The organism is Enterococcus sp. AZ196 (genome assembly GCF_050498845.1).
Lineage (GTDB): Bacteria > Bacillota > Bacilli > Lactobacillales > Enterococcaceae > Enterococcus_A > Enterococcus_A murrayae.
The window spans coordinates 531,013-553,248 of the sequence record NZ_JBIPAM010000001.1; the positions used below are offsets into that span (position 1 = coordinate 531,013).

General features: G+C 39.1%; 21 protein-coding genes and 1 riboswitch. Of the genes, 19 read left to right on the top strand and 2 right to left on the bottom strand.

Going from position 1 to position 22,236, the window contains the following annotated elements; genetic code table 11:
* Positions 1 to 27 precede the first annotated feature (27 nt).
* The 3 genes from IGI67_RS02545 (at position 28) to tdcB (ending at position 2,913) form a co-directional block, all read left to right on the top strand.
* Positions 28 to 465: a Fur family transcriptional regulator gene (locus tag IGI67_RS02545; RefSeq protein WP_207109245.1), complete on the top strand. Its 438-nt coding sequence runs from the start codon at positions 28 to 30 to the stop codon at positions 463 to 465.
* A 331-nt stretch (positions 466 to 796) separates the two neighbouring features.
* Positions 797 to 1,906 carry an alanine dehydrogenase gene (ald, locus tag IGI67_RS02550; RefSeq protein WP_429956644.1) on the top strand — a complete coding sequence of 370 codons (1,110 nt, stop codon included), beginning with the start codon at positions 797 to 799 and terminating at the stop codon, positions 1,904 to 1,906.
* Complete coding sequence (tdcB, locus tag IGI67_RS02555) at positions 1,906 to 2,913, top strand: bifunctional threonine ammonia-lyase/L-serine ammonia-lyase TdcB (RefSeq protein ID WP_429956645.1); 1,008 nt, start codon at positions 1,906 to 1,908, stop codon at positions 2,911 to 2,913. Before ald ends, tdcB begins: the two co-directional genes overlap by 1 nt.
* A 208-nt stretch (positions 2,914 to 3,121) precedes the next feature.
* Here tdcB and IGI67_RS02560 read toward each other — a convergent pair whose 3' ends face one another.
* On the bottom strand, positions 3,122 to 4,039 hold the full coding sequence (locus tag IGI67_RS02560; protein WP_207109248.1) for a magnesium transporter CorA family protein: 918 nt from the start codon (positions 4,037 to 4,039) through the stop codon (positions 3,122 to 3,124).
* 246 nt (positions 4,040 to 4,285) lie between these two features.
* A riboswitch (purine riboswitch) is annotated at positions 4,286 to 4,383 on the top strand.
* Between the two features lie 82 nt (positions 4,384 to 4,465).
* Here IGI67_RS02560 and IGI67_RS02565 point away from each other — a divergent pair.
* The 5 genes from IGI67_RS02565 to purB all read left to right on the top strand — a co-directional run bounded on the left by IGI67_RS02565 (position 4,466) and on the right by purB (position 9,535).
* Entirely contained in the window at positions 4,466 to 5,047 is a 582-nt protein-coding gene (locus IGI67_RS02565) for a xanthine phosphoribosyltransferase (RefSeq protein ID WP_207109249.1), read from the top strand.
* 1 nt (position 5,048) lies between these two features.
* Positions 5,049 to 6,332, top strand: coding sequence for a solute carrier family 23 protein (locus IGI67_RS02570; protein WP_207109250.1), 1,284 nt, complete (start codon positions 5,049 to 5,051; stop codon positions 6,330 to 6,332).
* 200 nt (positions 6,333 to 6,532) lie between these two features.
* A complete protein-coding gene (gene purE / locus IGI67_RS02575) occupies positions 6,533 to 7,021 on the top strand; it encodes a 5-(carboxyamino)imidazole ribonucleotide mutase (protein WP_207109251.1) in 489 nt (162 codons plus the stop codon).
* Complete coding sequence (gene purK / locus IGI67_RS02580; protein WP_207109252.1) at positions 7,014 to 8,135, top strand: 5-(carboxyamino)imidazole ribonucleotide synthase; 1,122 nt, start codon at positions 7,014 to 7,016, stop codon at positions 8,133 to 8,135. Before purE ends, purK begins: the two co-directional genes overlap by 8 nt.
* 104 nt (positions 8,136 to 8,239) lie before the next feature.
* Positions 8,240 to 9,535, top strand: a complete 1,296-nt coding sequence (gene purB / locus IGI67_RS02585) for an adenylosuccinate lyase (protein WP_429956646.1) — start codon at positions 8,240 to 8,242, stop codon at positions 9,533 to 9,535.
* A 34-nt stretch (positions 9,536 to 9,569) separates the two neighbouring features.
* On the opposite strand, the gene IGI67_RS02590 is transcribed toward purB, so the two are convergent.
* Entirely contained in the window at positions 9,570 to 9,941 is a 372-nt protein-coding gene (locus IGI67_RS02590) for a hypothetical protein (protein WP_429956647.1), read from the bottom strand.
* Between the two features lie 256 nt (positions 9,942 to 10,197).
* Between IGI67_RS02590 and purC the strand changes: the two genes are divergently transcribed.
* From purC to guaC, 11 genes are all read left to right on the top strand, one after another.
* Entirely contained in the window at positions 10,198 to 10,914 is a 717-nt protein-coding gene (purC, locus tag IGI67_RS02595) for a phosphoribosylaminoimidazolesuccinocarboxamide synthase (RefSeq protein WP_429956648.1), read from the top strand.
* A gap of 2 nt (positions 10,915 to 10,916) precedes the next feature.
* Complete coding sequence (gene purS / locus IGI67_RS02600) at positions 10,917 to 11,171, top strand: phosphoribosylformylglycinamidine synthase subunit PurS (protein WP_429956649.1); 255 nt, start codon at positions 10,917 to 10,919, stop codon at positions 11,169 to 11,171.
* A gap of 1 nt (position 11,172) precedes the next feature.
* Positions 11,173 to 11,853 (top strand): phosphoribosylformylglycinamidine synthase subunit PurQ, encoded by a 681-nt coding sequence (gene purQ, locus IGI67_RS02605; RefSeq protein WP_429956650.1) that lies wholly within the window; start codon positions 11,173 to 11,175, stop codon positions 11,851 to 11,853.
* Positions 11,853 to 14,072: a phosphoribosylformylglycinamidine synthase subunit PurL gene (gene purL, locus IGI67_RS02610; RefSeq protein WP_429956651.1), complete on the top strand. Its 2,220-nt coding sequence runs from the start codon at positions 11,853 to 11,855 to the stop codon at positions 14,070 to 14,072. Before purQ ends, purL begins: the two co-directional genes overlap by 1 nt.
* Entirely contained in the window at positions 14,057 to 15,496 is a 1,440-nt protein-coding gene (purF, locus tag IGI67_RS02615) for an amidophosphoribosyltransferase (RefSeq protein WP_429956652.1), read from the top strand. The genes purL and purF overlap by 16 nt, the downstream gene beginning before the upstream one ends.
* A gap of 88 nt (positions 15,497 to 15,584) precedes the next feature.
* A complete protein-coding gene (gene purM / locus IGI67_RS02620) occupies positions 15,585 to 16,628 on the top strand; it encodes a phosphoribosylformylglycinamidine cyclo-ligase (RefSeq protein ID WP_429956653.1) in 1,044 nt (347 codons plus the stop codon).
* Positions 16,625 to 17,203 (top strand): phosphoribosylglycinamide formyltransferase, encoded by a 579-nt coding sequence (gene purN, locus IGI67_RS02625; protein ID WP_429956654.1) that lies wholly within the window; start codon positions 16,625 to 16,627, stop codon positions 17,201 to 17,203. Before purM ends, purN begins: the two co-directional genes overlap by 4 nt.
* Positions 17,204 to 17,458: 255 nt before the next feature.
* Positions 17,459 to 18,991, top strand: a complete 1,533-nt coding sequence (gene purH / locus IGI67_RS02630) for a bifunctional phosphoribosylaminoimidazolecarboxamide formyltransferase/IMP cyclohydrolase (protein WP_429956655.1) — start codon at positions 17,459 to 17,461, stop codon at positions 18,989 to 18,991.
* A 15-nt stretch (positions 18,992 to 19,006) separates the two neighbouring features.
* Positions 19,007 to 20,257, top strand: a complete 1,251-nt coding sequence (gene purD, locus IGI67_RS02635) for a phosphoribosylamine--glycine ligase (RefSeq protein WP_429956656.1) — start codon at positions 19,007 to 19,009, stop codon at positions 20,255 to 20,257.
* 215 nt (positions 20,258 to 20,472) lie between these two features.
* Positions 20,473 to 20,901 carry a DUF3788 family protein gene (locus tag IGI67_RS02640; RefSeq protein WP_429956657.1) on the top strand — a complete coding sequence of 143 codons (429 nt, stop codon included), beginning with the start codon at positions 20,473 to 20,475 and terminating at the stop codon, positions 20,899 to 20,901.
* A gap of 258 nt (positions 20,902 to 21,159) precedes the next feature.
* A complete protein-coding gene (gene guaC, locus IGI67_RS02645) occupies positions 21,160 to 22,137 on the top strand; it encodes a GMP reductase (protein WP_429956658.1) in 978 nt (325 codons plus the stop codon).
* Positions 22,138 to 22,236 lie beyond the last annotated feature (99 nt).

Genomic DNA, 22,236 nt, shown 5'->3' on the forward strand with positions numbered 1-22,236 from the left:
TATAGAATCCAATTAGGAGGGGCTTATATGGTAAATGAGGCAGTCGATCGAGCGGTCAAAGAATTGAAGGCCGGTGGAGTCCGAATTACGCCACAACGTTATGCCATTTTAGAGTATTTGATCCAGTACCGTAATCATCCAACAGCTGATGAAATTTTTCGTTCACTAGAAAGCCGCTTCCCAAATATGAGTGTGGCTACCGTGTACAACAATTTGAGGAAATTCGTTGAGATTGGTATCGTGCAAGAAATGAACTATGGCGATGCGGCAAGTCGATTCGATTTCACGAATCAGCAGCATTATCATGCAATTTGTACGGAGTGTGGAAAAATCGTTGACTTTTTCTATCCCGGACTGGAAGATGTTGAAATGGCATCAAGCAAATTGACAGGTTATCAGATTAATAAGCATCGCTTAGAGGTGTATGGCTTGTGTCCTGATTGTCAAAAAAAGGCTGAGGAATAATTCCTCGGCCTTTTTCATTTAACATAACAAAAAGTATATTTTTATTAATGAGAATGATCACATAATTTTGTGGCAGCGTTTGCTCATTTTTTTATTAAAAGAACTTTTTTAAGAGAAGCAAAAAATATAAAATGAAAATACTCTTATCTGATAATGCTGTTATGACAGTGTTATCAGATATTTTTTTTCAATTAAATGAAGAGACTATCAAGATAAATGAGATATCAATAACACTTAGAGCGTGTTCGTTGCTTATAAAAAGCATTGTGATATATTAAACTTGTTCCGAAGTTAAAGAACTTTGATAATAATTTTATAGGAGTGATTTACTGTGAAAATTGGCGTAATTAAAGATCCAAAACAAGGTGAGGCACGTGTAGGCATGACACCTGAAAATGTTAAAATCTTAGTAGAGGCAGGAAATGAAGTACTAGTTGATAACAATGCTGGGGCTGGTTCTGGTTTTACTAATGATCAATATATAGAAGCAGGCGGTAAAATTGTTGATACAGATACTGCATGGACTGCCGATCTGATCGTGAAAGTGAAAGAACCAATGGAAAGCGAATATCACTATTTCAAAAAAGGACAAATTATTTGGGGCTTTTTACATTTGGCAGCGAATAAAGCGTGTGTGGAAAAAATGATGGAAGTCGGCGTAACAGCTTTGTCAGGTGAAAATATTTCCATCAATGGTGTCTTAGAACTATTAAAACCAATGAGTGCTATCGCTGGACGCCGTGCAGTAAACTTGGGTCAGTATTATTTAGAAAAACAACATGGCGGCGAAGGAATCTTACTTCCAGGAATCGCTGGTGTCGAAGCCGGGACAGTCGTTATCTTAGGGGGCGGAAATGCAGCTGAAAATGCAGCAGATATGGCAGTTGGTATTGGCTGTCACGTAATCATTCTTGAAGTAAATGAAAATCGAATCAAACAACTTCAGGATCGCTACAAAGAGCATAACGTTGATGTGCTTATTTCAAATACTGAAAACTTAGAGAAAAAAATCAAAGAAGCAGATGTTTTCATTTCCACCGTTTTAATTCCGGGGGCTAAACCACCGAAATTGGTCAAGGAATACATGGTTGAATCAATGAAGCCTGGATCTGTGATTGTTGACATTGCCATCGACCAAGGTGGGACAGTTGAAACGATTGATAAACCAACCAATCATGCAGATCCTGTATTTATCAAACATGATGTCATTCATTATGCTGTTCCTAATATGCCGGGAGCTACACCAAGAACAGCGACGATTGCGTTGGCAAAAGGAAATATTTCATTTCTTAAAGACGTCAGTGTAAAAGGACTAGAGGATGCGTTGAGATCTGACAAGTCATTATTATCTGGTTTAAGCGTTTATAATGGAAAGGTCGTTTCTAAAGCATTAGCAGATTCAATCGATGTTGAATTTACTGAAATAGGAGATGTTCTCTAATGACCGATACAATGACAAAGTTACCTGTATCCATTGAAGATATCCATGAAGCTAAAAATGTTGTCAAACAATATGGTCGTGTAACTCCATTGATTCAATCGATGTTTCTAACTGCTAAAACGGGTGGACAAGTATTTTTGAAATTGGAGAATATGCAATTAACAGGTTCATTCAAATTTCGAGGAGCCTTTAACAAAATCGCCCATTTAACTCAAGCAGAAAAAGATAAAGGCGTCATCGCTGTTTCAGCCGGCAACCATGCTCAGGGAGTGGCGTTAACATCAAAATTATTAGGAATTCAAAGTACGATCGTAATGCCGGAAACTGCGCCAAAGGCTAAAGTAGAAGCAACTGAAGGTTATGGTTCAAAAGTAATTCTGCATGGAGCTGGGTTTGATGACGCAAAAGCTTATTGTGAGAAGATCGTTGAAGAAACTGGCGTGACCTATATTCCTCCATACGATGACGAATTTGTAATGGCCGGGCAAGGAACGATTGGTTTGGAAATCTTAGATTCAATCTGGGATGTCGATACTGTTATCGTACCCGTTGGCGGCGGTGGATTGATCGCTGGAATCGCCGTGGCAATGAAGACATTCAATCCAAATATCAATATTATTGGTGTTCAAGCAGATAACATCCATGGAATGACAGCATCATTTCGCGCTGGACATAAAGTGGGCTATAAAAAAGCTGCGACGATTGCAGATGGTTGTGCGGTAGAATTTCCTGGAAATCTTACTTTCGAAGTTGTAGAAAATTTGGTAGACGACATGGTAACTGTCTCTGAACAAGAAATCGAGCTTGCCATGAAGGATCTGATTCAACGGACAAAAATCGTGGTTGAGGGAGCTGGCGCTTTAGCGACGGCAGCGATTCTTTCAGGTAAAGTGAACCAATATGTTAATGGTAAAAAAGTCGTCGCTGTTGTATCTGGCGGAAATGTTGACTTAAATCGTATTACTGATGTCATTGGTCATTTTTCAGTTGCAAATGAATTAAAATAGATTGACAAAAAAATAATGATTCGAAAGTCTTTTTGAAAAATACTTAATAAAAAGAAAGCGAACGCTCGTATTACCATCAATCACGATAGTATATGAGCGTTCAATTTTTATTTATCCCATTTCATTGTTTCTTTCGATTAATGTAATTTCTTTTTTGAGTGAGCATTCTTATTTGATTGTAGCTCGAGAGCTGAATGTTCAATAAACGTTAGGCGTCGTAATCCTTTTTGAATAGATAAACACCGCTAACTATAGAGACGATTAAAGCCAATAGAACAACCATAATCGAACCAATCTCAGAGTCACGCCATAATAATCCACCCGTATTGATCCCCCAAAGGCTGAAAATCAAAGTTGGCAATGCAAGCAAAAGTGAGGCTGTATTGAGAAATTTCATCAGCTGATTCAAACGATTGTCCATCATACTGTCAATTAATCCACTGATGGAGCTTAGCATTTCACGATAAATCTGAACAGATGTTGTAGCCTGTTTGGTTTGCAGTTCGATCTCGATAGCCAAATCACGGTCAGATGCGACTAGGCTAGAATCTAGAAGCTGCGTAATCGTTTTGCGCTGTTCTTTTAAAAGATTATCGATGTACACTAAATTTTTTTCAGTATTTGTGGTTTTCTCTAAAATAGACTTGTTTGAGCCAGTTGATGTCACCTGACTGATTTCTTCAATCGTTTTACGCTGCTTTTTCAAAAAAATTAGATAATGCTCGTTAATGATTTGCAAAGTGTGCAGAATCAAGCCTGCTTTAGTAAAAATTTCAGATTTGTAATTGTCTAAGACTTCATCCATCAACTGTCCTTTACTGACAGTGATTAACACATCTTCTGTTAGAAAAACGGTGACGGCTGACGATAATGATTCTGGCTCATCAATAGATTGGATATTGATAAAGAGCATTAGACAAAGCGTTTTTTCATTTTCTATTTGATATCTCTTAAAAAAAGAAACATTGGAGTATTTTTCCCCTAAAGAAAAGAAATTTTCAGGCAATTCATAGGATTGATGCAACTGCTCCTTTTCATCCGCAGTAGGATTGGAAACGGATACCCAAATTCCGCTATGATTCCTGTTTTGTACACCTTCATTTGAAATAGAAAAGAATTCAATCAACGACAAGAACCTCCTTATCTTCACGTAGTAATATATACAATCATCTCAAATAGGCAAGTAATTGCCAAATTTTTTGAATCATGAAATTTGTGAAAAAGGAAGTCTTGTCTATATAGTAAGCAAAGGTTCACTGAAAGTGAGACAATCATTTAATTCAGCTATAATTCTTCTCATTTGGAATAATTCTAGTTTACAGACAATTTCTATCTGATATAATAGGCTTCATATTTCATAAACTCTAATGAAAATTTTCATTGGAAGTAAACTTATATATCGTCATAATATGGATGACAGTTTCTACCTTGTGCCGTAAACGCAGGACTATAAGTAAAAATCGTACGGTTACGTATCTTTTTTGCTTTGCAGATAAGGTGCGTTTTTTGTATTAATCAAAAAACGACAAGAAATAAAAAGGAGAAGAGTATAATGAAAGAATTGACAGATCGTATCAAGGATAATGGCCGTGTTTTAGGTGAAGGTGTACTAAAAGTTGATGAATTTATCACACACCAAGTAGATCCTGATCTGATGGACATTATGGGTAAGCGTCTAGCAGAAGTGTTTGCCGACAAAAATATTACTAAAGTAGTGACTATCGAAGCTTCAGGAATCGCACCTGCAGTTTACGCAGCGCAAGCTTTAAAGGTGCCTATGATCTTTGCTCGTAAGTCCAAAAGTCTTACAATGGATGAAGAATTATTGACGGCTTCTGTCTATTCCTTTACTAAACAGGTGACAAGTACTATTTCTATTTCTCGTAAATTCCTTTCTGCAGAAGATAATGTCTTATTAGTCGATGACTTTTTAGCAAACGGTCAAGCCGCAAAGGGATTGATTGAACTATGTCAACAAGCTGGTGCTAATGTTGCCGGGATTGGAATCTTAATTGAAAAATCTTTCCAAGATGGACGTCAGCTGATTGAAGACATGGACATTCCAGTCGTTTCCCTAGCAAGAATCTCTTCCTTACATGACGGTAAAGTGACATTTATCGAGGAGGACGCATAGAGTGACAAGTGAGACAGGAAATGGAAAATCAGCAGTATTAGGTTTGCAGCATCTTTTAGCAATGTATGCAGGCGCAGTAGCAGTACCATTATTGATTGGAACAGGCTTGGGATTCAACGAGACCCAAATGACGTATTTGATTTCCATCGATATTTTTATGTGCGGTATTGCAACACTCTTGCAATTGACAGTCAATAAATTCTTCGGAATTGGCTTGCCGGTTGTTTTGGGTTGCGCCATTCAAGCAGTGGCTCCTCTGATCTTGATTGGACAAACTCAAGGGGTTGGAACTGTGTATGGATCAATTATTGCCGCAGGAATATTTGTTGTTTTAATTTCAGGCTTCTTTTCTAAGGTAGAAAAATTATTTCCGCCGATTGTTACGGGGACAGTAATCACTACAATTGGATTGACACTGATTCCAGTTGCTACCACAAAAATGGGTGGAGGCGATGCAGCTGCTAAAACCTTTGGAGATACTACGAATTTATTATTAGCTTTTGTAACAATCTTTTTAATCTTAGCCGTTCAAGTATTTGGCCGAGGGTTTGTTCGCTCAATCGCAGTTTTGGTTGGATTAGTTGGCGGAACTGTTCTTGCAGCTATTTTAGGAAAAGTTGACTTAGCTGCGATTGGACACGCGCCGTTGTTCCATGTCCCTCAACCGTTTTATTTCGGAACACCCAAATTTGAACCATTCTCTATTTTGTTAATGATCATTATTTCTATCGTGAGCATGGTAGAATCGACTGGTGTTTATTTTGCATTAGGCGATATTGTGGGTAAGAAAGTAAAAGAAGACGATTTGAAGCGAGGCTATCGTGCAGAAGGTTTAGCTGTGATTTTGGGTGGGATATTTAACACGTTTCCATATACCGGCTTTTCACAAAACGTGGGTCTTGTACAATTATCGGGAATAAAAACGCGTCGACCAATCTATTTTTCAGCAATTTTTTTGATTATTCTAGGGCTATTTCCAAAAGTAGGTGCCTTGGCTCAAATTATTCCTGAACCTGTTTTGGGCGGAGGCATGCTGGTAATGTTCGGCATGGTGGCTGTGCAAGGAATGAAGATGTTGTCAAAAGTTGATTTTAATGATGAAAAAAATCTGTTGATTATTGCAATTTCAATCGGCTTTGGCCTTGGTTTTAACGCAATGCCAACGCTGTTTGCCAAGTTGCCAGAAACACTTCAGATGTTTACTGGAAATGGTATTGTAATGAGCAGTTTGTCAGCTATTATCCTGAATCTTTTGTTTCATGGATATAAAAAAGAACTAAAATAAAAAAGGAAGTGCGGCTTGGTTAGCCGCGCTTTTTTCATTGCAATAAACACGAACGTTAAGTTAGAATTATCTGTTAATATTCGAATTATGCTTTGACTTAGCAGAGTCGGCTTGCTAAAATAAGTTTGATTAAGGGTATACAGATTAACGATTGGCTTGATTAAAAAAATTAAGTCTTTTATAGAAGAAGGGAGCATTTTATGAATCCAGAAGTAGCAATTATCATGGGGAGTACTTCCGATTGGGAAACAATGAAACATGCATGTCAAAGTCTTGATGAATTGGGTGTTGCTTATGAAAAACGAGTCGTTTCGGCCCATCGAACACCAGACCTAATGTTCGACTTTGCTGAAAAGGCTCGCGGAAGAGGAATCAAAGTCATTATTGCAGGAGCTGGCGGTGCAGCACACTTGCCAGGAATGGTAGCAGCAAAAACTACTCTGCCAGTAATTGGAGTTCCTGTTCAATCCAAGGCATTGAATGGACTGGATTCTTTATTATCTATTGTACAAATGCCCGGAGGAGTTCCAGTGGCTACCACAGCAATCGGAAAAGCTGGTGCAACTAACGCAGGATTACTTGCGGCACAGATGCTTTCCATGTATGATAAAAAAGTAGCTGAACGCTTAGAAGAAAAGCGCCAGCAAATGACACAATCTGTATTGGAAAGTAGTGAGCAACTTGGTTAAATCGTTAAAACCAGGCTCTACGATTGGTATCGTAGGCGGAGGACAATTGGGCCGTATGATGGCTATCAGCGCTAAGGAAATGGGTTTTCGTACGGGAGTGATCGATCCGACAGAAGATTGTCCAGCTGCGCAAGTTTCGGATTGGCACATTGTGGCTGATTACGATGATCAAATGGCTTTGGAAGAAATGGCCCGCAGATCACAAGTAATTACTTATGAGTTTGAAAATGTTGATGTTGATACGATCAACCATATCCAGCATATCGCGAACATACCTCAAGGCACCGACTTGTTGGCCATCAGTCAAGATCGATTGATGGAAAAATCTTTTTTAGAAAACAACAATATCGTAATCGCTCCTTACGCGACGATTATCAGCCCAACGGATATTCAAGATGCAATCGAAGGTATCGGCTATCCATGTGTATTGAAAACAACCCGTGGAGGGTACGATGGTCATGGACAATATGTCTTGAAAAGCACAGCGGATTTAGCGCCTTCTATGAATTTACTGCGTCAAGGAACGTGTGTTTTAGAGGCGTGGATTCCTTTTGAAAAAGAATTGTCTGTTCAAGTGGCCGGCAATAATATTGGAGATTACGTAACATTTCCAGTAGTGGAAAACATTCATCGCAATAATATCCTTCATGAGACAATTGCTCCAGCAGGAATCGATGCTGCAGTAGCAAAAGAAGCAGCTCGTATCGCGAAGGTAATCGCTCAAGGAGTCGATTTAGTTGGAACACTTTGTGTAGAATTTTTCTTAACAAAAGCAGGTGCATTGTATGTGAATGAAATTGCTCCACGTCCGCACAACTCAGGACATTATACGATTGAAGCTTGTAATATGAGTCAATTTGATGCGCATATTCGCGGAATTTGCGGGTGGCCGTTGAGTGAGCCCAAATTATTGTCAAATGCTGTAATGATCAATGTCTTAGGTGAAAATCTTTTGAAGACGTACGAATTGATTGATTTATGGCCAGACTGGCATTTCCACTATTACGGAAAAGCAATGCCAAAAAAGGGTCGAAAGATGGGCCACGTGACTATTTTGACAGAAAGCATCCAACGAACGTTAGACGACGTCAAGAAAACCGAAACTTGGGATTAGCGAAAAATGTCAAGCTCGCTTTTCCTGTTGAATGGCGAAAAAATTGTACTGATATATAAAAGAAATTTTTCTTTTTCAAAATTTCTATATTAAAGGAGAATACGATGATACCTCGATATACAAGAGCTGAAATGGGCAATATTTGGAGCGATGAAAATCGTTATAAAGCATGGTTAGAAGTTGAAATCTTAGCAGATGAAGCTTGGGCAGAATTAGGTGAGATTCCTAAAGCTGACGTGGAAAAGATTCGTGCGAACGCTGGATTTGATATGGATCGTATTTTAGAGATCGAACAATCAACGAAACATGACGTGGTGGCCTTCACCAGAGCTGTTTCTGAAACTTTAGGAGAAGAAAGAAAATGGGTCCATTATGGACTGACTAGTACCGATGTGGTAGATACTGCCTATGGCTACTTGTATAAACAAGCGAATGATATTTTGCGTCAAGACTTGCAAGATTTTCTAGTGATTATCGGTGAAAAGGCCAAAGAACATAAAAATACAGTGATGATGGGACGAACTCATGGTGTTCATGCAGAGCCGACAACGTTTGGTTTGAAACTGGCCACTTGGTATTCAGAGATGAAACGGAATATTCAACGTTTTGAACATGCTGCTAAAGGAGTAGAAGCAGGCAAAATCTCAGGAGCAGTTGGCACATTTGCTAACATCCCTCCTTTTGTTGAAGAATACGTTTGTGAAAAACTGGGGATTCGTCCGCAAGAAGTTTCTACACAAGTGTTGCCTAGAGATCTACATGCAGAATATTTTTCAAGTCTGGCTTTGATTGCAACTTCGGTCGAACGTTTTGCTACAGAAATTCGAGGGTTGCAAAAATCAGAAACTCGTGAAGTTGAGGAATATTTCGCTAAAGGTCAAAAAGGATCCTCTGCAATGCCTCACAAACGCAATCCAATTGGTTCCGAGAATATGACGGGATTAGCTCGTGTGGTACGCGGTCACTTGATTACCGCTTTTGAAGATGTAGCTTTGTGGCATGAACGTGATATTTCTCATTCATCCGCTGAACGGATCATTACCCCCGATACTACAATTTTAGTGGATTATATGCTGCATCGTTTCAGCAACATTGTTAAGAATTTGACAGTCTTCCCAGAAAATATGAAGCGCAATATGCAAGCGACCTTTGGGTTGATATACAGTCAACGTGTAATGTTAAAGTTGATCAATAAAGGTATGACTCGCGAAGAAGCCTATGATTTGGTACAGCCTAAAACAGCTTATGCTTGGGATAACCAAACACAATTTCGACCTTTGCTTGAAGAAGACGAAAGAATCACTAGCGTTTTGTCATCAGCTGACTTGGATGACGCATTTGACTATAACTATCATTTGAAAAATGTTGATAACGTTTTTGAACGTGTTGGTATCAAATAGAAAAACCTCTTGCCAGAAGGCAAGAGGTTTTTTCTTATGCGTAAGAATAAACATCCACGAAACAACTTTCAGTAAGCTGCTCCAGTAAGCAATTAATCAATCGATAATCGTAGCTCTGTGAATTTAACAGAATTTCGATTCGATAAGAATTTTTCAGAAAAGAATGCTCTTTCAGCTGACGAATAATTAGATCATCTTGAGCCGTATTAGAAAAACGCAATGATTGCATTGCCTGAGACTGTTTCGGATGTAGCAGTTTTTTTAAATTACGATAGGAGTAAAAACTTGTGTCGCGGTTAAGATTGTGGGTTGTATCTAATCCTAATAAGGCATTTAGTAAACGTTGTCTATCGGTTTCATTCATTGAATTTAGAAAATTTTGAGCTGCTGCCGATGCTTCTAACATAATCAATTCCCCCATATATTTCGTTCGAATTAAATATAGCACCATTTCTATAAAATGTAAACGCTGTCTTTAGCGGCGTAGATTTTAATACAAATGACAATTACAATAAACACGAACATTAGAGAGAGTCTTTCATTATAATATCCGATAAAATGTTGAAATATTTTTTTTCTGTTGTTACACTGAAGGTGAATTTGAAAAACGAACGATTTTTGAAGTATTTTTTAGAATGTTCATTAAAAAGGAGCGTTATGACGTGGAAAAAGGAACTTTATTGTATGAGGGGAAAGCAAAACAATTATTCCAGACAGATGATCCAGAAGTTATTTGGGTGGAATATTTGAATCAAGCGACTGCTCTAAATGGTGCAAAGAAAGATCAAATTAGCGGTAAAGGCGAACTTAACAATCAAATCACAGGATTGATTTTTGATTTCTTAGAAAGTAAAGGAATTAGCAATCATTTTATCAAACAGCTTTCCACAAATGAACAGCTGATCCAAACAGTCGATATTATTCCTTTAGAGGTAGTGGTGCGAAATATCGCTGCAGGCAGTTTTTCAAAACGTTTAGCCATTCCAGAAGGGACCCCTTTGAAAACACCCATTGTTGAGTTTTATTATAAGAAGGATGAACTGGATGATCCAATGGTTGTTGATGATCATATCCGAACATTAGAGCTTGCAACGACAGATGAAATTACTCAATTACGTCAAATGGCCTTGGAAGTAGATGATGCGTTGATCGAATTGTTTGATTCAATTGATATCAGACTAGTTGATTTTAAGTTGGAATTTGGCCGTCAAAAGGACGGTACGATTTTATTGGCAGACGAAGTTTCGCCAGATACTTGCCGTTTATGGGACAAAAAAACCAATGAGCATTTAGATAAAGATATTTACCGTCGTGATCTGGGCGACATTATTCCGGTGTATCAAGAAGTTTTAAATAGATTAGAAAAGCGAGGAGAATAAGCATGTATTTTGTAAAAGTTTATGTAACGTATAAGGATTCTGTATTGGACCCGCAAGGAGAAGCAGTGAAAGGTGCTGTTCACCGTTTAGGCTATGATGAAATCGAGAATGTTCGCATCGGAAAATATTTTGAAATTAAGGTGGCTAATAGCGATCGTCCAGTTGAGGAAATGATTGAAGAGGTTTGTGACAAATTATTAGCCAACGTCAATATGGAAACCTATCGTTACGAAATTTTAACATCGGAGGAAGTTTAACATGAAATTTGCGGTCATTGTGTTTCCTGGCTCAAATTGTGATTTAGATATGTACTGGGCGATGAAAGAAATCATGGGAGCTGATTGTGAATATGTTCGATACGACGCAGACAGTCTAGATGGTTTTGACGGGGTGTTACTGCCTGGCGGATTTTCTTATGGTGATTATTTACGTTGTGGAGCAATTGCGCGCTTTGCCAATATCATGTCCGAAGTCATTCGTTTTGCTGAAGAGGGGAAGCCAGTTTTTGGCACATGTAATGGATTTCAGATTTTGACGGAAGCCGGATTATTACCGGGGGCATTACGTCGGAATGAGTCATTAAAATTTATCAGTAAAATCACACCGCTAAAAGTTGTGAATAATCAAACAAAATTTACTTCTGAATATACGTTGAATGAGGTAATTCAAATTCCTGTCGCTCACGGTGAAGGAAATTATTATTGTGATGATGAAACACTAGCTGATTTAAAAGCTAATAATCAGATCGTTTTTACTTATGAAGGTGAAAATATTAACGGCAGCGTGGAAGGCATTGCGGGTATTACAAATAAAGCAGGAAATGTTTTAGGAATGATGCCTCATCCGGAACGAGCAATGGAAAAATTGTTAGGGTCTGATGATGGCAAAAAGTTTTTCGCTTCTATCTTAAATAATTTTGGAAAGGTGACTGCAAACTAATGATGAAAGTAGAACCAACGGCTCAAGAAATCAAAGATCAGCGTGTTTACGCTGGATGGGGTTTGACCGATGAAGAATATCGTTTGATTTCAGAAGACATTCTTGGTCGCCTGCCAAATTATACAGAAACAGGACTTTTCTCAGTAATGTGGAGTGAACATTGTTCATACAAAAATTCAAAACCAGTATTACGCAAATTCCCAACGGATGGGCCACAAGTTTTACAAGGTCCTGGTGAAGGCGCTGGAATCGTTGATATCGGTGATGGCCAAGCAGTCGTTTTCAAGGCAGAAAGTCATAATCACCCTTCAGCTGTAGAACCTTATGAAGGAGCGGCTACAGGAGTTGGCGGAATCATTCGCGATATTTTTAGTATGGGAGCACGCCCGATTGCTGTTTTAGACTCTTTACGTTTTGGCGAGTTGAATACTCCCAGAACTAAGTATTTATTAGAAGAAATCGTAGCGGGAATCAGCGGTTACGGAAATTGTATCGGGATCCCGACAGTTGGTGGTGAAGTAGCATTTGACCCGTGTTATGAAGGAAATCCTTTAGTCAATGCTATGTGTGTCGGCTTGATGGACCACAAGGACATTCAAAAGGGTCAGGCTAAGGGTGTTGGAAACTCCATTATGTATGTTGGTGCAAAAACTGGTCGTGACGGGATTCATGGTGCGACCTTTGCTTCTGAAGAGTTCGTTGAAGGAGAAGAACAACAGCGTTCTGCCGTTCAAGTGGGCGACCCATTCATGGAAAAATTATTGTTAGAAGCTTGTCTTGAATTGATTCTGGATCATTCTGATATTTTGGTGGGTATTCAAGATATGGGAGCAGCTGGCTTGGTTTCGTCTAGTTCGGAGATGGCTTCTAAAGCTGGATCTGGTTTGAAGCTATATTTGGATGATGTTCCTCAACGTGAAACGAACATGACTCCTTATGAAATGATGTTATCAGAATCACAAGAGCGTATGTTGATTTGTGTTGAACAAGGGCATGAAGCCGAAGTAGTTGAGTTGTTCAAACGCTATGAATTAGATGCGGTGACTATCGGTGAAGTTACGGACGATGGTATGTATCGTTTGTACCATCATGGAGAAGAGGTAGCGAATTTACCAGTTGATGCACTCGCTGAAGATGCTCCAGTATATGAAAATGAGAAGAAGGAACCAGCCCGTATCCAAGAATTTGCGGCTATGTCAGATTTTACGCCTGAAATAAAGGATGCATCTGAGACCTTACTAGCATTATTGCAACAACCAACAATCGCTTCAAAAAGAATGATTTACGAAACCTATGATTCACAAGTTCGTACAAACACTGTCGTCCGACCGGGAAGTGATGCAGCGGTGATGCGTGTTCGTGGAACGAATAAGGCATTGGCAATGACAACTGACTGTAATGCTCGTTATCTCTATTTGAATCCAGAGATCGGCGGACAAATCGCAGTGGCAGAAGCAGCACGAAACATTGTTGCATCAGGAGGCCAGCCTTTAGCGATCACGGATTGTTTAAATTATGGTTCGCCTGAAAAACCAGAGGGATTCTGGGAATTGTGGACTTCAGCAGATGGTATTTCTGAGGCCTGTCGTACGCTAAATACACCAGTTATTTCTGGAAATGTTTCAATGTATAACGAAACAAATGGTAAAGCGATCTACCCAACACCAATGATCGGGATGGTGGGTCTGATCGAAGACTTGACTCATATTACGACACAAGAGTTCAAGCAAGCTGGTGATTTAATTTATGTAGTCGGAAAAACGCATGCTGACTTCAATGGTTCTGAGATTCAAAAAATGCAAAAAGGTTTGATTGAAGGAAAACTGATGAATTTCGATTTAACCGTTGAAAAGGAGAATCAAGATTTGGTTCTTTCAGCAATTAAGGCAGGGTTAGTGACCAGTGCTCACGACTGCGCAGAAGGTGGACTAGCTGTCGCTATTGCAGAATCAGCATTCAATAATCAACTAGGCGTTGAGATTAATATAGAGATGCCGATTGAAAATCTATTTGCTGAGACACAATCTCGTTTTGTACTATCTATTACACCTGAAAATCAAGCTGCTTTCGAAGCTTTAGCTGGCGAAAAAGTAGTGAGAATCGGGAAAACGACGAACACTGGAGAAATTAAATTAACTGCTACTGGCGGTGAGATTATAGTTGCAACTAAAAAGGCAGAAGAATTATGGGAGGAAGCCATTCCATGTCTAATGAAGTAAAAAGTTTAAATGAAGAATGTGGCGTATTTGGCATCTGGGGACACCCGGATGCTGCTCGCGTCACTTATTTTGGCTTGCATAGCTTGCAACATCGGGGGCAAGAAGGAGCTGGGATCGTCAGTAATGACGGCGGAAAATTGTTCAGTACTCGAGGCTTAGGTTTATTATCGGAGGTCTTCAAGAACGAACGACAATTAAATCAATTGACCGGTCAAGCAGCGATTGGTCACGTTCGTTATGCTACAGCTGGAACCAGCAGCGTTGATAACATCCAGCCTTTTTTGTTCAATTTTTACGATGGCGATTTTGCTTTAGCACATAACGGAAATTTGACGAACGCTAAAAGTTTACGTAGAGAGCTAGAGATTGATGGAGCTATTTTCCATTCCAACTCTGATACAGAGATTTTGATGCATCTGATTCGTCGCAGCCAAAAAGAAACGCTATGTGATCGAATGAAAGAAGCGTTGAACACTGTCAAAGGTGGATTTGCTTATCTTATGCTGACAGAAGAATCAATGGTAGCGGCTCTTGATCCGAATGGGTTCCGGCCATTATCAATTGGTCAAATGGTCAATGGTGCTTATGTAGTAGCTTCAGAGACGTGTGCGCTAGAGGTTGTTGGCGCAAAATTTATTCAAGATGTAAATCCTGGGGAAATCATTACTATCAATGATGAAAGATTAAAGGTCGAGCATTTTACTGAAGAGACACAGCATGCGATTTGTTCAATGGAATATATCTATTTTGCACGGCCAGATTCTAATATCGCAGGAGTAAATGTGCATAGTGCGCGTAAAAATATGGGGCGTATTTTATCACAAGAAGCGTCAATTGAAGCAGACATGGTCGTGGGTGTTCCTAATTCTTCGCTTTCAGCCGCTAGTGGTTATGCCGAGGAATCTGGTATCCCCTATGAAATGGGATTAGTAAAAAACCAATATGTTGCGAGAACCTTTATTCAACCGACGCAAGAACTACGCGAACAAGGTGTACGTATGAAGCTTTCTGCAGTTCGTGGAGTAGTTGAAGGAAAACGTGTCATTATGGTAGATGATTCAATCGTGCGGGGGACAACAAGCCGCCGAATCGTAAATCTATTAAAAGAAGCTGGAGCAAAAGAAGTTCATGTCCGGATAGCTTCACCTCCTTTGCGTTATCCATGTTTTTATGGTATCGACATTCAAACGCGTAAAGAATTGATTGCAGCTAACCATTCAATCGAAGAGATTCGTGAGATGATTGGAGCAGATTCGTTGTCCTTTTTGAGTGAAGATGGATTGATCAATGCAATTGGATTAGACTTTGATGCACCGTATTCAGGATTGTGCATGGCTTATTTTAATGGCGATTATCCAACACCGCTGTATGATTACGAGGCGCATTATCAGGCAACACTAAAAGAAAAAACTTCATTTTATTAGAAGGTAGAATAATAGCACAAGCTGTGTTTTAACAGAATAATGTATAGCATGAGACTTAATAAATCAATAGGAATGAGGAACGAATCGAGTGGGAAATGCATATTCCAAAGCTGGCGTCGATGTAGAGGCCGGTTATGAAGTAGTTGAACGCATTAAAAAACATGTGAAAAGAACCGAACGTTTGGGTGTTATGGGAGCAATCGGGGGATTTGGCGGCTGTTTTGATCTGAGTCAATTTCAATTGAAAGAGCCTGTTTTGGTTTCTGGAACTGACGGCGTAGGAACCAAATTAATGGTTGCGATCCAAGCGGATAAGCACGATACGATTGGAATCGATTGTGTCGCAATGTGTGTAAATGACATTGTAGCGCAAGGAGCAGAACCGCTTTACTTTTTAGACTATATTGCAACAGGTAAAAATGTACCAGCGCGTCTAGAGCAAGTAGTCGCAGGAGTTGCTGAAGGCTGTGTCCAAGCAGGAGCTGCTCTGATCGGTGGAGAGACAGCGGAAATGCCCGGTATGTATGGTGTTGATGACTATGATTTAGCTGGCTTTACAGTTGGGATCGCTGAAAAAAGTCAGATAATCACTGGAGAGAAAATCAAAGCTGGTGACGTACTGGTTGGGTTACCTTCATCAGGAATCCATTCGAACGGTTATTCTCTAGTTCGTAAAATATTTTTCGAAACAAATAATTTTTCGAATGATGAACAGTTACCTGAGTTAGCAGGAAAACTTAGTGATGAGATTTTGACTCCAACAAAGATTTATGTCGACGCTTTAATGCCATTGATTAAAAAGGAACTAGTTAATGGAATTGCTCATGTGACCGGTGGAGGTTTTGTTGAAAATTTACCACGGATGCTGCCAGAAGGTTTAGCTTGTGAGATCGACTTGGGTACGTGGCCAATCTTACCGATCTTTGATGCATTAGCTAAGTATGGCGAAATTCCAGAAATGGAGATGTATGAGATTTTCAATATGGGGATTGGTATGGTTTTAGCAGTATCACCAGAAAAATTGGCAGATTTGCAAGCTGATTTGAACGAACGGAATGAAGCCTCATACATTATTGGAAAAGTGATTGATAAGCAAGAATCGCCAATTGTTTTCAATGGGGCAAACGCATGAGGATTGCGGTTTTAGCTTCAGGCAATGGGTCAAACTTTGAAGTGATCGCTCAGGCGGTTAAAGACAAAAAGATCGATGCAGAATTAGTACTATTGTTTTCAGATCATCGTGATGCCTATGCACTGAAACGGGCAGAAAAATTTGAGATAACCTGCGAAAGTTTTGAGTTGAAAGAATTTACAAACAAGAAAAATTATGAAACTGCGTTACTATCCCTATTAAAAAAATATGAGGTGGAACTTGTCGTTTTAGCGGGCTATATGCGGATTATTGGGAAAGATTTGCTAGCGGCATTTCCTAATCGTATTGTCAATATTCATCCTGCACTGCTGCCGAATTTCCCAGGGTTGCATGGAATCAAGGATGCATACGAAGCTGGTGTTGAGGAAACAGGTGTTACGATTCATTATGTTGATAGTGGTGTAGATACTGGTCCGATTATTGCACAAGGCAGAGTACAGGTGTCAAAGGATGATAGTCTAAGCGATTTGGAAACCAAGATCCATCAGGTGGAGCATGAGCTTTATCCAAAGGTTCTTGCGGAAATCGTAAGAGAAGTTAATTCAGAAGTCTAAAAATATTATTTTGTCCAACTTTACCAACTACTCTTTATAGATTGTTGTAGTGAAAAGAATACTAGAGAATTAATCTATTGCCAAGAATAGGCATGTAGACCATTCTTTCACAGTTTATTAAAGCTTGAATAAAGCAATAGATAGTGCAAATTTAGAAGAGTTATGTTCGATTGGATGATACACACGGCGAGCATCAAACTTATTTTTTCGATTTTTGAAGAAGTAAATAGTGAAGAACGAGATAGGAGTGTCAGGATGACAAGAGCATTAATCAGTGTTTCAGATAAAACAGGAGTTGTAGAATTTACTAAAGGGTTAGTTCAGGTGGGAATCGAGATCATTTCTACTGGCGGAACTAAAAAAGTCTTGGATGAAGCAGGCATTCCAACATTAAGTATCGATGAGGTAACAGGTTTCCCTGAAATGATGGATGGTCGAGTTAAAACTCTACACCCGAAAATTCATGGTGGGTTATTGGGTCGACGTGACTTAACAGCCCACATGGATGCGATGAACGAACACAATATACAGCCAATCGATTTCGTCTGTGTGAATTTATATCCTTTCAAAGAAACGATTTCCAAACCAGAAGTGACTGAGGAAGATGCAATTGAGAATATTGATATCGGCGGACCTAGTATGCTGCGCTCTGCTGCTAAAAACTTCAGCTCGGTAACTGTAATAGTAGACCCTGAAGATTACGCACTTGTTTTAGCAGAAGTAAAGGAAAATCAAGCGACCTCTTTGGAAACACGCAAACGCTTAGCTGCAAAAGTATTTCGTCATACAGCAGCATATGACGCGTTGATCGCGGATTATTTAACAAAGAGCGTTTGTGAGGTCGAACCAGAAAAATTAACATTAACTTATGATTTGAAACAGACCTTGCGCTACGGTGAAAATAGTCATCAAACAGCAGCGTTTTACCAAAATGCTTTGCCTGTGTCTTATTCGATTGCGAGTGCTCATCAACTTCATGGAAAAGAACTGTCATACAATAATATCAAGGATGCGGATGCAGCGATTCGTATCGCTCGTGAATTTACTGAACCAACAGTCGTGGCACTGAAGCATATGAATCCATGCGGGATTGGAAGTGGACGCACGATTTCGGAAGCCTACCAGTTTGCCTATGAAGCAGATCCAACATCGATTTTTGGTGGGATTTTAGTTGCGAACCGTGAAATTGATCTGGAAACAGCGGAAGAAATGCATAAATTATTCTTAGAAATCATCATCGCACCAAGCTTCAGTAAAGAGGCGTTTGATGTGTTATCTGATAAGAAAAACTTACGCTTGATGACTTTAGATTTTAGTGACCAAGCAAGTAATCAGCCAGAAGTTGTTTCTGTACTTGGGGGGTTACTAGTTCAGGATCAAGATGTCGTTGAAGAAATACCTGAAGAATGGGAAGTTGTAACAGATCGGAAACCGTCAGCAGACGAACTAAAAGCTCTAGCATTTGCTTGGAAAGCAGTAAAACACGTAAAATCCAATGCAATTGTTGTAGCAAATGAACATCAAACTGTGGGAGTTGGTGCAGGACAGATGAATCGTGTTGGTTCGGTCAAAATCGCTTTAGAAGAAGCAAAAGGTCGAATGGATGGAGCTGTTTTAGCTAGTGATGCATATTTCCCGATGGATGACAGTGTGGAATATGCTGCTCAGCACGGTATTAAGGCGATCGTTCAACCAGGCGGAAGCATTAGAGATAAGGATTCAATTGCTATGGCGAATAAATACGGTGTGGCAATGGTCTTTACGAGCATTCGTCATTTCAGACACTAATTTGAGGAGGACGCAATGAAGGTATTAATTATTGGGAGCGGCGGACGTGAACATGCGATCGCGAAGAAAATGTTGACTAGTCCGCAAGTGACAGATGTTTTTTGCGCCAAAGGAAATCCTGGGATGAAAAACGACGGAATCCAACTAGTGGATATCGCTGAAGACAATCATATAGATTTAATTTCTTTTGTTAAGGAGAGGGGAATCGATTGGACATTTGTTGGTCCTGAGATTCCTTTGCTGAATGGTATTGTAGATGATTTTGAAGCTGCAGGACTTAAGATTTTTGGACCAAACAAAGCAGCTGCTATGATTGAGGGCTCGAAAGAATTTGCTAAGAAAATCATGGTAGACAATGACATCCCGACAGCTGACTATGAAGCTTTCACTGATTATCAGAAGGCTTGCGATTATGTAAAAGAAAAAGGTGCACCGATTGTTATTAAAGCAGATGGCTTGGCTGCAGGTAAAGGTGTGACAGTTGCTATGACTTTAGAAGAGGCACTGCATGCTTTGAAAGAAATGATGACAGATCATCGCTTTGGTGAAAGTGGGGATAAAGTTGTTGTAGAAGAATTTTTAGCTGGTGAAGAATTCTCACTTCTTGCTTTTGTTAAAAATGAAAAAGTGTATCCAATGGTAATTTCTCAAGATCACAAGCGCGCTTACGACAAGGATCAAGGGCCAAATACCGGCGGCATGGGTGCTTATTCACCAGTTCCCCAGATTTCAACAGAAATAGTCGATGCGGCAGTAGAAAATATCTTGAAACGGGCTGCTAAGGGTATGATGAACAATGATACACCATTTACAGGCATTTTATATGCTGGCTTGATTGCAACTGATTCAGGGGCAAAAGTTATTGAGTTCAATGCTCGCTTCGGAGATCCAGAAACACAGGTCGTTTTACCACGATTGGTAAGTGATTTGGCACAGATTGTTGATGATCTGTTGAATGGTTATGAACCTGATTTGATTTGGAGTGAACAAGCAGCAGTTGGTGTTGTTCTAGCTGCAGAAGGCTATCCTAATGATTATCAAAAAGGGATGTCAATTCCATCTTTTGATGATCAAGTAACAGTCTATTATGCTGGAGTAGCGGATGATCAAGGAATGACAGTAGCATCAGGTGGAAGAGTGCTTTTAGTTGAAGCCGAGGCTGATACGATTGAAGATGCTCAAGCAAAAGTTTACCGAGCTTTAGAGGGTGCTGCTACTGAAGGATACTTCTACAGAAAAGATATTGGTGCAAAAGCAATAAAATAAGCAAAAAAAAACGACTCTGAGGTCGTTTTTTTTTGTTCAAAATACGCGAGATTTTAAAAATGACAGCTTTGATTAAAAGTGGTAAACTAAATATGAAAATAGCGTTAAAAAAACATATGAATTCGAAGAAAAATAAAAGGAATTTAACTCATACAGGCAATTGCATTAGTTAGAATTATTTTTCGTTTCAAAGTGTATTGAAAGAGGCGAGGACCATGGAAAGGAAACGATCCAAAGCTGATGGTGAGAAACACGAATTGCAGACAATCTTGTCTGGATTACCGAATTCTCAGTATTTAAAAATTTTATTGGCCCAAATCATGAGACATTATGATCCTAAAATCAAATATATTTTCCAAAAGCAAATAGGATGGCAGCTAGTTATTGAGCAATATGATGGATTGCTTTGCCGCATCAAGATTCATAAGAATTATTTTTCAGTAGTTACGCCCTTTCCAGATTTTGGAATGAGTTATTTGACTCCAATGGTCAAAGTGATGTCAACTGAATTTAAGGAAAAATTTGAAGATGTTTCAAAGAATACTCAACAGATTGAAATGAAGGTGACGAATGAAGAGGAAATGGAAGATGTTATCTTTTTAGTCAGTCTTCAAGCGAAAAAATTAAGGAACGCGTTAGTGTAAAAAGAAAATGTTCGTGTTTTTTACCACAAAATTCAAAATCAGCTTGCTTTTTAAGTAAATATGTTGTAAATTACATAGGGCGATAGTGCCCTATGTTTTTTATTAGTCACATTTTTCTTAGTTTGAGCAGTACAAAGAAAAAATTGTCGGCCTAGTTCAACCTGACAGCATATGTGACAAGAATAAAGTCATTCTTCTACTTTTTTGAAAAATGATCATATTAAAATGAGATAGCTATCTTATTCATTGGAGGCCATTATGAAAGTATTTGATTATGAAGATATTCAGTTAATTCCGAACAAATGTATTGTGAACAGTCGATCAGAGTGTGATACGACTGTCCGATTAGGGAAATTTAGTTTCAGGATGCCAGTGGTACCAGCCAATATGCAAACAATCATTGATGAAAATATTGCAGAGTTTTTGGCGGAAAATGGTTACTTCTATATTATGCATCGTTTTTATGAAGAAGAACGAATTCCTTTCATAAAGAAAATGCAGTCTCGAGGTTTGTTCACATCGATCAGTGTCGGCGTAAAAGGTTATGAATATGATTTTGTAAAACGATTGTCAGATGAAAATTTGAAGCCTGATTTTATTACAATCGATATCGCCCATGGACATTCAGACCCAGTTATTAATATGATTAAGCATATCAAAAAATACTTGCCTGATACGTTTGTCATTGCGGGAAATGTTGGTACTCCCGAGGCAGTACGGGAATTAGAAAATGCCGGAGCAGATGCGACAAAACTTGGAATTGGACCTGGAAAAGTGTGTATTACAAAAATCAAAACTGGTTTTGGAACTGGCGGCTGGCAGTTAGCTGCATTAAGCTGGTGTGCAAAAGCTGCACGCAAACCAATCATTGCCGACGGTGGAATCCGCACGCATGGTGATGTTGCAAAATCGATTCGTTTCGGTGCAACAATGGTTATGATTGGGTCTTTGTTTGCAGGCCATGAGGAATCGCCAGGAGAAACGATGGTAGAAGATGGTGTTGTGTATAAGGAATACTTCGGCAGTGCCTCTGAGTTTCAAAAAGGCGAAAAGAAAAATGTTGAAGGAAAGAAAATCTGGATTCCTTATAAAGGTTCTTTAAAAGACACTTTAGTTGAGATGCAGCAAGATTTACAGTCATCAATTTCTTACGCCGGGGGAAATGATTTAGAAGCCCTCCAAAAAGTTGATTACGTGGTTGTTAAGAATTCAATTTTTAACGGAGACACGATTTAAAGATTTTTAGAAAACTTTTAAAACTCATTCCAATTTTTGGAATGAGTTTTTTCGAACTTAGAAAGATGATTTGCAGCCATGGTTGACAGACAAAAATAA